This is a genomic window from Lentibacillus halophilus, from assembly GCF_055395055.1.
The window spans coordinates 1,198,085-1,212,597 of the sequence record NZ_AP043750.1; the positions used below are offsets into that span (position 1 = coordinate 1,198,085).

Sequence of the window (14,513 nt, forward strand, 5' to 3'; positions counted from 1 at the left end):
ATAATAATGTAGTTTTGAGTAATCCTTAAATATAGAGGAGCGTACGTTATGCAATTAAGAGAAGATATACGCAATATCGCTATTATCGCTCACGTTGACCATGGCAAGACGACACTTGTTGACGAGATGCTGAAATATTCTGGGACGTTTCATGAACATGAACAAGTGGACGAACGTGCGATGGACTCGGACGATATTGAACGGGAACGGGGCATCACCATTTTAGCCAAAAATACGTCTCTGCGCTATAATGACACGACTATTAACATTTTGGATACACCCGGGCACGCTGACTTTGGCGGCGAAGTGGAGCGCATTATGAAAATGGTGGATGGTGTTATGCTGGTCGTGGATGCTTATGAAGGCTGCATGCCGCAAACACGGTTCGTCCTGAAAAAAGCACTCGACCAGAAACTGACGCCTATTGTCGTACTGAATAAAATCGATCGTCCAAGTGCACGGCCGAATGAGGTCATCGATGAAGTGCTGGATTTGTTTATTGAACTTGGTGCAGACGAAGACCAATTGGAATTTCCGGTTAAATATGCGTCTGCTATCAACGGAACGTCAGGTGATGAGCCGGATAACCAAGAAGAAACGATGGATCCTGTGTTCACGGAAATTCTTGATCACATTCCGGCACCGGCGGATACTAAAGAAGAACCACTACAGTTTCAAGTTACACTTCTGGATTACAATGATTATATGGGTCGAATCGGCATTGGCCGAGTTGTCCGCGGTAAGATCAGTGTTGGACAGCAAGTGGTTGTTTTGAAAAAAGATGGCACACAGAAATCATTCCGAATCAGTAAATTGTTCGGGTTTATTGGCCTGAAACGAATAGAAATTAAGGAGGCAGCTGCTGGGGATATCGTTGCTATCTCAGGTATGGATGATATTAACGTCGGTGAAACTATTTGCCCGCAGGATCATCCGGAAGGTCTGCCATGGCTCCGTATTGATGAGCCGACACTGCAAATGACGTTTGTTACGAATAACAGCCCATTCGCCGGAAAAGAAGGCACGTATATTACGTCACGGCAAATTGAAGAACGACTGATGAAACAATTGGAAACGGATGTCAGTCTGCGGGTGGAACGAACCGAATCGCCTGATGCGTGGACCGTATCCGGGCGTGGTGAATTGCACCTGTCCATTCTGATTGAGAATATGCGCCGCGAAGGTTTTGAGTTGCAATTGTCAAAACCTCAGGTCATCATTAAAGAAATAGATGGGAAGAAACACGAGCCGGTTGAGCACGTTCAAGCCGATGTTCCGCAAGACTATACAGGTCCGGTCATGGAGGCACTCGGGGCCCGGAAAGGTGAAATGTTGGACATGGTTCATCAGAGTACCGGCCAGGTTCGTCTGGAATTCAGGGTACCGTCACGTGGGTTGATTGGTTATGCCACTGAATTTATGTCTCAAACGCGCGGCTACGGCATTTTAAACCACTCTTTCGACGGTTATGAGCCGATTGCTAAAGGTCAGGTCGGCGGCCGCCGGGAAGGTGTGCTTGTCAGCATGGAAAATGGCAAAGCAACAACCTATGGTATTATGCAGCTTGAAGACCGGGGCGTGATTTTTGTCGAACCGGGAACCGAGGTGTATAGTGGTATGATCGTTGGCGAGCACAACCGGGAGAATGACTTGACCGTCAATATTACGAAAGCGAAACACTTGACGAACGTTCGCTCAGCAACGAAGGACGAGACAGCAACGATAAAGAAAACGCGTAAGCTAACTCTGGAAGAAGCGCTGGAGTTTTTGAATGATGACGAGTATTGTGAAGTGACACCGGAATCTATTCGTCTCCGCAAAAAAACATTGGATAATAACGAACGTCAAAAGGCTGCGAAAAAATCCAAATCAAGTTAAATAGAACTGGAATATACCCGGCAAGAGTTCCAAGTGATCTTTTGTCGGGTTTTTTAATTTATTCCAGGTGAAAAGAAGGTGTAGACGCGTGCGGAAATTTGCTAAACGAATCCGGTTTTTATTTCGTTTTCATAAGTCCATTCCGTTTTTGAAGGATTTTTTTCTTTCCAACGAAGTAAAAAAACGAACGAAATGGTTTTATCTATTATTGATAATTGGTTATGGTCTGTTTCCGTTCGATTTTATTCCGGATTTTTTCTATATGGTGGGAATCTTTGACGATATAACCGTAGCGGTTTTTCTGCTGCAGCGAATGGTACAAGCTGCACCGGACTCGTTGAAAGAAAAACATGGTTTCGACTGATGCCATGGAAGGAATGTTAAAACAGCATAGGGGGGGGAACGATATTGGATTTACAGACCGTTTCAGCAATTATTATCTTCCTGGTGACACTTGTTCTGATTATTTGGCAGCCTAAAAATCTGGGAATTGGTTATACAGCCTGTTTTGCTGCTCTTGTTGCCTTGGCTGTTGGGGTCGTTTCGTTTGAAGACGTGATGGCTGTTGCTGATATCGTCTGGAATGCGACACTCGCGTTTGTGGCGATTATCATTATATCGCTCGTTCTGGATGACATTGGGTTTTTTGAGTGGGCGGCGCTTCATATGGCGCGGTTAGCAGACGGCAATGGATTGAAAATGTTTTTGTACATATCTGTGCTCGGTGCCATCGTTGCGGCGTTGTTTGCCAATGACGGTGCAGCACTTATTTTAACACCGATTGTTCTGGCAATGGTTCGGGCTTTGAACTTTCGAGATGCGTTTATTTTGCCGTTTATTATGGCGAGTGGATTTATTGCCGATACGACATCGTTGCCGTTTGTTGTCAGCAATCTGGTTAATATTGTATCGGCAGATTTTTTCGGGATTGGTTTTTTGGAGTATGCAGCTCGTATGATCATTCCAACCTTGTTTTCACTGACAGCGAGCATTTTGGTTCTTTTCCTCTTTTTCAGAAAGGATATCCCCAGGAGCTATAATATTACGGAATTAAAAGAGCCGCGTGATGCGATTAAAGATGGAAATATGTTTCGGCTGTCGTGGCTGGTGCTGGCGGTATTAGTGATCGGCTATTTCATGAGTGAGTTTATTGCTGTGCCGGTCTCGTTTATTGCGGGAACTATTGCGATTATCTTTTTATTGCTCGGTCGGAGGAGCAGTGCTGTGGAAACAGGTAAAGTCATCAAGGGTGCTCCGTGGGATATCGTGTTTTTCTCACTTGGTATGTACGTTGTTGTCTATGGACTGCGCAACGTTGGGCTGACAGACATGCTTGCAGGTGTTCTTCATTCTGCAGCTGACCAGGGATTATTTACTGCAACGATGACGATGGGCTTTCTGGCCGCTATCCTGTCATCTGTCATGAATAATATGCCGACTGTCATGATTGATGCGCTCGCTATTGCTGATTCGAATACAACCGGAGTAATGAAGGAAGGACTTATTTATGCCAATGTCATCGGCAGTGACCTTGGACCGAAAATAACTCCGATTGGATCATTGGCTACACTTCTCTGGCTGCATGTTTTGCGTACAAAAGGTGTCAACATTTCGTGGGGTTATTACTTCAAAGTTGGTATTGTTCTTACAGTACCGACATTATTCGCAACCTTGACCGGGCTGTATTTGACGTTATGGCTGCTGTAGAACGGTCCGGCTATTCATTTCCATAAAGGAAGGGGCATGAACCATGACGACAAAACCGATTTTATACTTTTTGTGTACTGGAAATTCCTGTCGAAGCCAGATAGCGGAAGGATTCGGCAAAAAACATCTTGGCGATAAGTGGGATGTCAAGAGTGCAGGGATAGAGGCACATGGCTTGAATCCGCTCGCGGTCAAAGCAATGGAAGAAGTGGGTGTTGATATTTTCGATCAGCAGTCAAGCATCATTGATCCGGAAACACTTAACAATGATGAATTGGTCGTGACATTGTGCGGTGATGCGCATGATAACTGCCCAGTGACTCCACCACATGTACGAAAAGCGCATTGGGGTTTTGATGATCCGGCAAAAGCGGAAGGGACGGACAGAGAGCGATGGGCGGTTTTCGAGCGCGTGCGGGATGAAATTGAACAGCAAATTATCCGTTTTAAAGAAGCGGAATTCATTTGATCGAGGCAAGTGCAGGCGGACGTCCAAAAAAACCGCGCCTATGTTGATGTATAACACGGCGCGGTTTTGAAAAATGTGTTTGTGTTTAATGGCCGGCAACATCCCGTTTCGTAAAGAACGTCCATGTGACAGCTATGAAAATAACGTAATAAACAGCCAGAACGATGATAGAGAATCCTAAACTCATCCCTTCAAATAAAGGAGATCCGTTTATATACTGATCCATATTCGTGTTGGCAAATAGGATGTATTTTGCCCAGCTATATTCTGAAAGAAAACTGACAATAGGGCTGCCGGAAAGCATCAGGAAAATAGCAATCCCGATTGCCAAAGAGCTTTGCCGGAAAATAGCCGATATCATAAACGCCAATGTTGCCATCATGACGAGTGTTATCAGCTGGAGTCCATACCCTTCTGCCATTTGATTGATAATGGAGACTTGGGTAAATTCACCAGTCTGATTCAAGACCATTTGCGGATCCATTCCATTCACCCCGAAAAGGAGCGCACCGACAAGCCACGAAAAAATGAGCAGAAACAGCAATGTGAACAACGCAAATAATAAAACGGACACATATTTTGATGCGAGAATGGTTGTGCGCGTAATCGGCCGTATGAGCAGAAGCTTAATCGTTCCCCACTTAAACTCATTGGCGATAATTCCTGAAGCAACGATAATGGTAAACAGACTGACCAGTGATAGCAAAAATTTGTGCTCCAATACAAATTGCCAAGCATCATAACTGCGTGGCTGAATGCCATTGTCCAAGTAAAAGTTATTTTTCTCGATTTGATTGGTAGAGAAATCGTGCATTATGTCGTCTTCTTTCATCTGTTCTTTGATCTCCGCGTTCTCATCCTTCAATGTTTGTCGCCAATTGTCACTCTGATATTTTTCTGTTTGTTCCGCTTCAAAGCTTGCAAGAAGGGCGAGCCCAATGACAATTACCCCTAGGAGTATGTACATAATCCATGTTGATTTGCGTATGTACAGCTTGACTTGTTCATTGACCAATAGCTGCAAAAAATTACTCAATCGTATTCTCTCCAATCAGTTCAAAGAATTTATCCTCCAGCGTTGATGATGTCATGGATATTTGAAATAGTTGTATATCGTGTTGAACAAACGTTTGAACAATAGACGGAATGGCGTCACGCTGGGTTTGGATGGTTAACGTATTGCCTGATGAGGAAACGCTCAGGTTGAACTCATTTTTCAAAATTTCCATAGCGTCGTTCGCTGGTTCCGCTTCAATGATCACTTCAGATGACGTTGTTTGTTTCGTTGCTGCCCCAACATCTTGTGTAGCAATCATTTCGCCATTTTTAATCAAGCCGATCCGGTCACACATTTGTTCAATTTCCGATAATAAATGGCTGGAGATAATAACAGCAACATGTTCTTGTTCAGCCAGTTTTCGTATGTACTGCCTGATTTCGCGAATGCCGGCAGGATCCAATCCGTTGGTCGGTTCATCCAATATGAGTACGGATGGCTTATGCAGCAAAGCTTGTGCAATGCCGAGTCGCTGCCGCATGCCTAAAGAATATTTCCCAACTTTGTCATTAATAGGTTTTTCCAGTCCGACGAGCTGAACGATTTCTGAGATACGTTCTTTGGTAACACCAGGCATCATGCGTGCATAATGCTTTAAGTTTTGCCAACCAGTCATAAACGGGTACATTTCTGGGTTTTCAACGATGGCTCCCACCTCGCTGATGGCGTCTTTAAAGTCGGACTTAACGCTTTGTCCCAATATGCGCACGTCGCCACTTGTAATTTTCATCAGACCGACCATCATGCGAATGGTGGTTGTTTTACCGGCGCCATTGGGACCGATGAATCCGAACACTTCTCCTTTATGGATGGAGAAGGACAGACCGTTGATAATGTTTTTGTTGCCGATGTTTTTCTTGACATCGATCAGTTCCATAGCTGTTTCTGACATGAATAATATCCTCCGTTTTCTGAAGTGTCTATACATATGGTGGAACAATGAAACGTATCACTATTAGTCAATTAATGCGCTCTAACCATTACTCCGATTCTTAATCTTCTTCTACTATATATTCCATTAAATCCCCGGGCTGGCACTCTAATGCCTCACACAATGCATCAAGGGTAGTGAAGCGGATAGCCTTGCCTTTTTCATTTTTAAAGATGGATAGATTGGCGGGCGTAATATCTACTAATTCAGAGAGTTTATTGAGTGACATTTTACGCTCAGCCATCATGACATCAAGTTTAATTCGTATCATTTTTAACTCCCTGCTTCGTCTTCATATTGTTTCCAGATTAATATTAACACACTTATTTTTCTGTATTCAATATTAATTTATTGTTTTTCGATAAAATGATATTAAAATGATTGTTTTGTTAAAAGATATTCGTACCCCACAGCAACGATTGTCAAAAGATAGTATAAAGGTTTGGCTGATTAGTGAAACAGTAATGAATACTCGGGGTATTATTCTATCTCGACTATCACTTTTCCAAAGCTTAGATGTGTGCAAATAATGTCGTTTTTTGGCATCAGTCATGTTATCATAAGAGCAAAATGACGAAGGGGTTAAGATACGTGAAACGAAAGTTATCCTTATGGACGTTGATTCTATTTGGTCTAAGTCTTTTATTGGCGGCATGCTCGGGTAACCAAGTGGATGAAACATCAGGATCGGATAAAAAACCTGCCAAAGAGGCGGCAGAACATGAGAAGCCGAAAGAGCCTAACATTACGAAACAAACCATTACTCTTTCTGCCATTGGTGATATGCTGATTCACAGCAGAGTTTACAATGATGCGCGTACAAAGAGTGGAGAGTTTGATTTTCATCCGATGCTGAAGCGAGTGCAACCTTATCTGAACAACACAACGATCACATTTGCGAACCAGGAAACGATGATTGGCGGTGAGGTGTTGGGATTGTCAAATTATCCGACATTCAATAGTCCGCAAGCAGTAGGAGATGCTTTGAAAGAGGCAGGCGTTGATGTTGTCTCACTGGCGAATAATCATACGCTGGATGGCGGGGAAGAAGCCATTCAAAGTGCTATAAAACATTGGGAAAAAATTGATATGATGTATACAGGATCTTATAAGAGTGAATCAGATAGAAACGACGTGCGTGTGCATGAAACTCGTCAAGGTATTTCTGTGGCCTTTTTAGCGTATACATACGGAACAAACGGAATTCCGGTCCCCTCAGGAAAAGGTTACCTCGTCAATCTGATTGATAAAGAGAAGATGAGCAAACGAATCAAAACAGCCAATCAGCAGGCAGATGCTGTCGTTTTAAGCCTGCATTACGGTGATCAGTATGAACGGATGCCGAGCAATGAACAAAAAGACTTGGTCCAATTTGCCGCTGACAACGGCGTCGACGTCGTCTTAGGCCATCACCCGCATGTTTTACAGCCGATTGATTGGATTAAAGGGGAAGATGGTCATCGAATGCTCGCCATTTATTCATTAGGTAACTTTTTATCCGGTCAGGATGAATTTTACCGCCGTATTGGCGGGGTCTTCAAGTTTACAATGGAGAAAACTGTAAAAGGCGGGCAAGAAACGGTTCAAGTGAAGGCACCAAAGTTTCTTCCGACATTTGTGAAATTCCGGAATCAGGCTAATTACGAAGTTGCTCCGATGTACGAGCTGACAAATAACGAACTCGCAGATTCCCAGCAGCACTATCAGGAGATAAAAAGTCATATGTCGCAATGGGTACCGGAGTTGGAATTCATCGAAAAACCGCTGGAGAATGACTGATCTCTACGCGGGTCATGATGGTGAAAGACGACGGACAGACATCATTCCGACGATACGGTCATATGATTGACAAGCATCATTTGATAGGAATGTTACTAAAGTAATGGACAAGGGAGATTTACAATTATGGAATGGAAAAATATTTATCGTGGTGTACTGATGGGAGCCAGTGATGTTATTCCCGGTGTGAGCGGGGGTACCATCGCTGTCCTGCTTGGCATTTATGACCGGTTGATTGCAGCTATCAATGGCGTCTTGAGTAAAAATTGGAAAAAACAATTAGGGTTCCTTGTGCCACTTGGTACGGGAATCGTTATCGCTATATTCTCACTGAGCCATCTGATTAAGTGGCTGCTGAAATATTATCCGCAGCCACTGCAGTTTTTCTTTTTGGGACTGATTCTGGGTATCATACCCTATTTATTTCGCCAGGCGGATGCCAATAACACATTCCGCATAAGACATGTGCTCATCCTGCTTGTTGGTGCGGCCGTCGTTGGGTCGCTGGCTTTAATAGGTGAAAATGAAGGATCGGCTGTTCAGGATCGAACATTAATGACGTATGCTTGGCTGTTAATGGCCGGATTTCTGGCGAGTTCAGCGATGATATTGCCCGGGATCAGCGGCTCGCTTATCTTTCTCATGATTGGTGCCTTTCAAACCGTTATTACCGGCATCAGTGATATGCAGTTGGACGTTATTGCAGCGGTAGGCATCGGCATTGTATTGGGTATTTCGGTTATGAGTAAAATTATTCATTTCTTTTTGGTCCATTACCGTATCGCAACATTTGCCCTTGTCACTGGGTTAGTGATCGGATCGTTGGTGGTAGTATTTCCGGGGTGGCCGGCAACGGTTCCCCTTGTATTGGCAAGTATCGCCACGTTTGCATTGGGACTATCAGCAGCCTACATTCTTGGGAAAGTCGAACATGCGGACTGAACAGATTATAAGACAAATATATGTTTTATAGGTACAATAGAATTAGACGCATAGAAAGAGGAGTGTTCTTATGAATCATATTGAAACTGAAGAACAGTTCAACGACATTATCCAATCGGACAAACCGGTGATTGTGAAAGTTTTTGCAGACTGGTGTCCCGACTGCAAACGTATGGATATGTTTATTGGCGATATTATGGACGAATTCAATCAGTATGAATGGTACGAAGTCAACAGCGATGAAGTGCAAGGCATTGCGCAAAAATATGAAGTGATGGGTATTCCGAGCATTCTTATTTTCAAAAATGGCGAAAAAATTGCCCATCAGCACAGCTCTGATACGAAGACACCGGAGTCGGTAAGTGAATTCCTGAACCAGCAACTGACATAAAGCATCAATTAAAAATCACTCCCATGGTGGGGAGTGATTTTTAATCAAGGAGAGCCGTCCGTCTATCTCAAGACAAAACTCCATGCCTCGGCAAAACGTAACTCGGCATTTTCCAGTCGTGCTGTTTGATGTGTGTAGGGAAGTTGATAAATGGCTGCAAATTCATTCGGATTGTTTATGATCGCATCCAGGGATGATATGTGTTGATCATTGATCATGTTTTCATCCGGCGGTGTATTTTTTACGTCGTCCCATTCGATTAAAAAGGGCCACACATTCTCAGTTGATTCAGATGACGGAAACAGCATCTGCCATTTCAAAAGCTGTCCATCCGACCGTTTTCGGCTTCCCGGGAAGGGTCCAGTGTATGCGATACCCTGAGCATGGAAATGATCGATATATGCATGCATTCGGTCGGTGCGGAGCGCATATTGGATAGTCCCTTCCGTTCCGTTTGAGAGCTTTCCGGCCAGTTGCTGGATTAATGGATTGGTTGATTGGTTTGCAACAGCCCAATCAGCGATGCCGATCCATTCGATATAACAGTCATTGCGGAAGTAGGCGAGATAATTATACGTCCCCCAGTTGGGGTGTTCACTTCCCTGAACGACTGTTATGCCATATTTGTTGGCAAATTCCTGAGCAGCTTGTTCCGGATTATGTGCAGAAATAATAATATGATCGAGTGCAAGCATGGGATTGCCTCCTGTCATTCCTTTTGGCGTCATTTTACGGTTATTCCGGTGTGGCTGGCGAATAATCAGCTCAAACGTCTGCATATTGGTACCATTATCACTATCCTTTGCCGCTTAATACAAATGTAATCTGTTTGTCATATAAGCGTTTTATGCGTTGGAAAAATGGGAAGATAATAAGCGACAACGCATTGCAAAGGGTGTGACCACCAAGGAGGAAGCCAAAGTGAACAATCAAAAGGTTGTTGTCTATATCAGTGATGCCAATAACGATTGCAAACAATTGCTTAGTCAGTTAGATTATTGTCAGATTGATTATGAAACAAAAAATATAACCCAGCATAAGGACCATATGGAACAGCTTCAGGAAAACGGTATTTTTGGCACGCCCGCGACGTTTGTTAATGACCGGTTGATATTGGGGCGACAAATCAATACCATTAAATACGAGCTTGGCCTAAAGCAGCATGAATCATATGGGCGTGCATCGAATGGATAAGGTCTGTGTTTACATGCACGGTTATGTCACCAGTGCATAAACTGAATGTAAGAACAGCTTATAAAAGGGGCGGATTACATGCTGAGGAAAGATACGCCTGATCATCCATCGTTTCAGAACCCCTATCCCCACAGCCCTGTGAATACCGGTTATCCACCGACACCATTTGATGTGTATGCCAAGCCTAAACAACCGATGATGCCGGACCCATATGCAACCAACAACCATACGCCCGGCCAGTCATCTGCATCCGAAAATCTTTTTCATTATTTTCAGGATGATAGTGGTGGAATGGATATTGAAAAAATCATGACAACAGCCGGGCAAGCAACTCAAACAGTTCGTCAGTTGTCCCCGGTTGTCAAGGAAGTGCACTCATTGATAAAGCAAATGACCATTAACACAGACCGTTGACATACAGTTGGACGTGTCCAGAGGGATGTTTGTCAGATTCGGATAAATGAGGAGAATGAGCATGGTCGGTTGTTTAATCATACACGGATATACAGGCGGACCTTATGAGGTTGAGCCGCTAGCAGCCTATTTACGAAACTATACGAACTGGGATGTGCACGTGCCGACACTACCCGGGCACGGCGGAAATCGTGAACTTGATGGCGTATCCTATACAGCTTGGCTTGCATCGGCAGAGAATGCATTGAAAAAAATGAGAGAAAAGACGGATAGACTGTATTTAATTGGTTTTTCCATGGGCGGGATGATTGCAGCCTACTTGGCATCGAGGCATGCGGTTGATAAATTGGTGCTTCTGGCCACATCGAGAAAATACTTGTCATTCCGGCAAATGTCGAAAGAATTAAAGGACATACTTGCGGATGGGGTGAAAGGAAATCTTGGACAAAATGGTTTTTTTAAGCATTATAGAGACAAGTGGCGACGGGTTCCGATGAAAGCGAATCTGGAATTTATTCGGTTGGTTCGATTTACCCAGAGGTATTTACCCCATGTAGAGTCACCGGTATTGATCGTTCATGGGCAGCGCGATATGGTCGTACCATACAAAGCAGCGTTAGATTTGGATAAAGAAATAACCTCTGAGAAGAAGGAAGTGGTGTTATTTGATCGCTCCAGACACTTGATCTGCCTCGGCGATGACAAGGATATGCTGAACGGGATGGTTTATCAGTTTCTGACATCAAAAAAAGCGGCACATATAGAGGAGGCACCGGGATAATGTTCCCTCCTCTATTTTTTACGTTTGCTTTTTCGATAGTGTTACACTCCGTTTTTTTGTTGTGCTCATAATAAACAAAAACAGACCAAATAGAACAATGGTTCCGCCGAGCAACTGAGATGGCGTAACAGTTTCGCCAAGTATGACATAGGCCAGAATAGAAGCCCCAACAGGTTCAAATACGATTCCCATGGAAATGGTTGCTGTACTCAGCCATTTCAAAGCCCAATTGAACAATGTATGGCCAAGAAACGTTGGAAATACAGCAAGTCCGAGAAAAACAAGCCAATGATCGGCCGGATAACCAAAAAATGCATTTTGTCCTATTAGGTTATAAAGAATGAGGGTTACAGAACTGATGCCATACACGATAAATGTATACGTCATTAAGGACAGTCGCTTTCGTGCGCCCTGTCCCATAAGGAAGTAGCCGGTGACCAACACTGCTCCAAGCAAAGCGAGCATGTCCCCCAATAAAGCAGACAAGCTTATTTGAAAATCGCCCCAGCTAATAATGAAGCTTCCTATGATAGCGATAATCATGCTGATAATTGCGCCGTAAGAAAAGCGCTCCTGGAAGCACAGATACGTCCCTAAAAACGCAAAAATCGGCTGCAAGGTAACAAGTACCACCGAGCTGGCAACGGATGTATAATTCAATGATTCGAACCAAACAATAAAATGAAATGCGAGGAAAATGCCAGCCAGAGCGGATAAAATCCAATCTTTTTTGATAATGGAAGAAAATTCATGCCGATATTTCAAAAGGATAACCGGTATCATGAGGATGACGGCCAGCAACAGTCGATAATTGGCAATAATCGCTGCGGGGGCTTGATCAGCGAGCTTAACAAGAACGGCTGACGATGACACCGCAATAACACCGGTTACAACCGCTATATATGGATTAAACGGAGGGATTCGCATCGTTTATCCTCCTTTATCAGTCATTGTTATGCAATCTTGTTTATTCTACCACGCATGATCGGGTTGTAATACCCCTTATAAATAAACATGGGAAAGCCAAAAATGTAAAAAGCGTGGGATAAACAGTATTGAATGCCGTCATCCGTTGAAGATAAAGAAACGTCTCACGAATTAAAGAGTCACGTTATTATCCCTCATTTTAAAAATCATATGAGAAGTAGTGGATATTATTTTAATGGGTGTGTTAGAATAGAGCAGCTGTTATTTTATGGATGAGTTTTTTGGATACGGGCTTTTGTGCAGGAGGGAACGTTTAACAATGAACAATCGAATTATTTTAAAGGCTATTTTGTATAAAGAAGGAGTAGAGTAACAAGGTGACAACATTTAATGAATTAAACATATCACAGCCTATCATGAAGGCATTGGAGAATATGGGTTTTGAGGAAGCGACCCCCATACAGGCAGAGACCATACCGCTAGCTATAGACGGCAATGATGTTATTGGCCAGGCACAGACAGGCACTGGGAAGACAGCTGCGTTCGGCATTCCTATGCTGGAAAAAATCGATGCGAATCAGAAAAAAATACAAGGATTGGTCGTAGCCCCGACAAGAGAGCTGGCTGTCCAGGTTGCCGAAGAAATCAACCGTCTTGGCAAAGGAAAGGGTATCCGCACCATGTCGGTGTTTGGCGGACAGCAAATGGACAGGCAGATCAAGGCTCTTAAAGATGGCCCGCAAATCGTGGTGGCAACACCAGGACGATTGCTGGACCATATGCGCAGAAAGACGATCAGAACAGACCACATTAAGACCGCTGTGCTTGATGAAGCGGATGAAATGTTGAATATGGGCTTCATCGAAGATATTCGAGATATATTGAAGAATATCCCTGACGACAGGCAAACCCTGTTGTTTTCCGCAACCATGCCTAAGGAAATTCGTGATATTGCAACTAATCTGATGAACAGTCCGAAAGAAGCAAAAGTGAAAGCCAAAGAAATGACGGTCAAAAATATCGATCAGTACTTTATTGAAATCCCGGAAAAGCACAAGTTTGATACATTGACGAATCATTTGGATATTTATGCACCGGGACTGGCTATTGTGTTTACACGTACGAAAAAACGTGTCGATGAAGTGACTGACGGCTTACAGACGAGAGGGTTCCGCGCAGAAGGGATCCATGGTGATCTGACGCAAGGCAAGCGGATGTCAGTACTGAACAAATTCAAAAATAACCGTGTTGATGTATTAGTAGCCACCGATGTAGCGGCGCGCGGATTGGACATTTCTGGCGTGACTCACGTTTACAATTTTGACATACCGCAAGACCCGGAAGGTTATGTGCACCGAATTGGCCGAACAGGAAGAGCGGGACGCACCGGTGAAGCCATATCATTTATCACGCCGCGGGAGATGGCTCATTTGCATCTGATTGAGAAAGTGACGAAAAGCAAGATGAAGCGGATGGGGCCACCGACATTTCAAGAGGCAAGACGCGGCCAGCAGCAGGTAGCTGCTGACAAGCTCCGAAAAACGATCGATAAACAGGAATTGCAGGAATATCATGAGACCGCCAGCGAACTTCTGCAGGATCATGATTCCGTGTCGGTTGTTGCTGCGGCTTTGAAAATGTTGACGAAAGAGCGTCGCAATGCCCCCGTGAACATTTCATCCGTTCAGCCGATCAGTGTGAAAAAAGCTCAAAACTCCAGAAATAACAAAGGTGGTAAGCCAGGCAATAAGAAATTTTATGGCAAACGCAGACAGGGCGGCGGCCATAAGCAAGGTGGCCAAGGACGCAATCAAGGTGGTCGCAACCAAGGCGGACGTAACCGCAAAGGAAATGATCAAAGAAATCAAAACAACCGAAAACCAAGCAACTGATACAAGGCTTCTGTGACAACAGACTCTTTCCTTTTGATAGTGAAAACGAAAATAAACACGGTAAATAGCATACGACTTCACCTCGTGGTTTGTATGCTATTTTTAATGTCATAATTACCTAAATACTCAATTACGAAATAGATGAGTCCCT

The 14,513-nt window shown here is 43.8% G+C and carries 16 protein-coding genes; 11 read left to right on the forward strand and 5 right to left on the reverse strand.

What is annotated here, in order from left to right:
- The first annotated feature begins 48 nt into the window (after positions 1-48).
- The 4 genes from typA (at position 49) to arsC (ending at position 4,054) form a co-directional block, all read left to right on the forward strand.
- The gene (typA, locus tag ACZ5Q7_RS05800) at positions 49-1,878 is read left to right on the forward strand and encodes a translational GTPase TypA (RefSeq protein WP_343750973.1); all 1,830 of its coding nucleotides are present in this window, start codon (positions 49-51) and stop codon (positions 1,876-1,878) included.
- A gap of 88 nt (positions 1,879-1,966) precedes the next feature.
- Positions 1,967-2,242 (forward strand): DUF1232 domain-containing protein, encoded by a 276-nt coding sequence (locus ACZ5Q7_RS05805; RefSeq protein ID WP_343750974.1) that lies wholly within the window; start codon positions 1,967-1,969, stop codon positions 2,240-2,242.
- Between the two features lie 44 nt (positions 2,243-2,286).
- Positions 2,287-3,585, forward strand: a complete 1,299-nt coding sequence (locus ACZ5Q7_RS05810) for an arsenic transporter (protein ID WP_343750975.1) — start codon at positions 2,287-2,289, stop codon at positions 3,583-3,585.
- A gap of 43 nt (positions 3,586-3,628) precedes the next feature.
- A complete protein-coding gene (gene arsC, locus ACZ5Q7_RS05815) occupies positions 3,629-4,054 on the forward strand; it encodes an arsenate reductase (thioredoxin) (RefSeq protein ID WP_343750978.1) in 426 nt (141 codons plus the stop codon).
- A gap of 85 nt (positions 4,055-4,139) precedes the next feature.
- Here the strand turns inward: arsC and ACZ5Q7_RS05820 are convergent, their stop codons facing one another.
- The 3 genes from ACZ5Q7_RS05820 to ACZ5Q7_RS05830 form a co-directional block, all read right to left on the reverse strand.
- A complete protein-coding gene (locus ACZ5Q7_RS05820; protein WP_343750980.1) occupies positions 4,140-5,090 on the reverse strand; it encodes an ABC transporter permease in 951 nt (316 codons plus the stop codon).
- Positions 5,083-6,003 carry an ABC transporter ATP-binding protein gene (locus tag ACZ5Q7_RS05825; RefSeq protein ID WP_343750982.1) on the reverse strand — a complete coding sequence of 307 codons (921 nt, stop codon included), beginning with the start codon at positions 6,001-6,003 and terminating at the stop codon, positions 5,083-5,085. Before ACZ5Q7_RS05825 ends, ACZ5Q7_RS05820 begins: the two co-directional genes overlap by 8 nt.
- Positions 6,004-6,103: 100 nt before the next feature.
- Positions 6,104-6,313, reverse strand: a complete 210-nt coding sequence (locus ACZ5Q7_RS05830; protein ID WP_343750983.1) for a helix-turn-helix domain-containing protein — start codon at positions 6,311-6,313, stop codon at positions 6,104-6,106.
- 320 nt (positions 6,314-6,633) lie between these two features.
- Between ACZ5Q7_RS05830 and ACZ5Q7_RS05835 the strand changes: the two genes are divergently transcribed.
- From ACZ5Q7_RS05835 to ACZ5Q7_RS05845, 3 genes are all read left to right on the forward strand, one after another.
- Complete coding sequence (locus ACZ5Q7_RS05835) at positions 6,634-7,821, forward strand: CapA family protein (RefSeq protein ID WP_343750985.1); 1,188 nt, start codon at positions 6,634-6,636, stop codon at positions 7,819-7,821.
- A gap of 126 nt (positions 7,822-7,947) precedes the next feature.
- A complete protein-coding gene (locus ACZ5Q7_RS05840) occupies positions 7,948-8,763 on the forward strand; it encodes a DUF368 domain-containing protein (RefSeq protein WP_343750986.1) in 816 nt (271 codons plus the stop codon).
- A gap of 70 nt (positions 8,764-8,833) precedes the next feature.
- On the forward strand, positions 8,834-9,154 hold the full coding sequence (locus ACZ5Q7_RS05845) for a thioredoxin family protein (RefSeq protein ID WP_343750987.1): 321 nt from the start codon (positions 8,834-8,836) through the stop codon (positions 9,152-9,154).
- Between the two features lie 62 nt (positions 9,155-9,216).
- Here ACZ5Q7_RS05845 and ACZ5Q7_RS05850 read toward each other — a convergent pair whose 3' ends face one another.
- Entirely contained in the window at positions 9,217-9,933 is a 717-nt protein-coding gene (locus tag ACZ5Q7_RS05850) for a VOC family protein (RefSeq protein ID WP_343750988.1), read from the reverse strand.
- Between the two features lie 142 nt (positions 9,934-10,075).
- Between ACZ5Q7_RS05850 and ACZ5Q7_RS05855 the strand changes: the two genes are divergently transcribed.
- The 3 genes from ACZ5Q7_RS05855 (at position 10,076) to ACZ5Q7_RS05865 (ending at position 11,543) form a co-directional block, all read left to right on the forward strand.
- Positions 10,076-10,348, forward strand: a complete 273-nt coding sequence (locus ACZ5Q7_RS05855; RefSeq protein WP_343750989.1) for a glutaredoxin family protein — start codon at positions 10,076-10,078, stop codon at positions 10,346-10,348.
- 78 nt (positions 10,349-10,426) lie between these two features.
- Entirely contained in the window at positions 10,427-10,762 is a 336-nt protein-coding gene (locus ACZ5Q7_RS05860) for a YppG family protein (protein ID WP_343750990.1), read from the forward strand.
- Positions 10,763-10,823: 61 nt separating this feature from the next.
- Positions 10,824-11,543: an alpha/beta hydrolase gene (locus ACZ5Q7_RS05865; protein WP_343750991.1), complete on the forward strand. Its 720-nt coding sequence runs from the start codon at positions 10,824-10,826 to the stop codon at positions 11,541-11,543.
- Positions 11,544-11,561: 18 nt separating this feature from the next.
- On the opposite strand, the gene ACZ5Q7_RS05870 is transcribed toward ACZ5Q7_RS05865, so the two are convergent.
- Positions 11,562-12,470, reverse strand: a complete 909-nt coding sequence (locus tag ACZ5Q7_RS05870; RefSeq protein ID WP_343750992.1) for a DMT family transporter — start codon at positions 12,468-12,470, stop codon at positions 11,562-11,564.
- A 377-nt stretch (positions 12,471-12,847) separates the two neighbouring features.
- Here ACZ5Q7_RS05870 and ACZ5Q7_RS05875 point away from each other — a divergent pair, with 377 nt between their 5' ends.
- Complete coding sequence (locus ACZ5Q7_RS05875) at positions 12,848-14,362, forward strand: degradosome RNA helicase CshA (RefSeq protein ID WP_343750993.1); 1,515 nt, start codon at positions 12,848-12,850, stop codon at positions 14,360-14,362.
- Positions 14,363-14,513 lie beyond the last annotated feature (151 nt).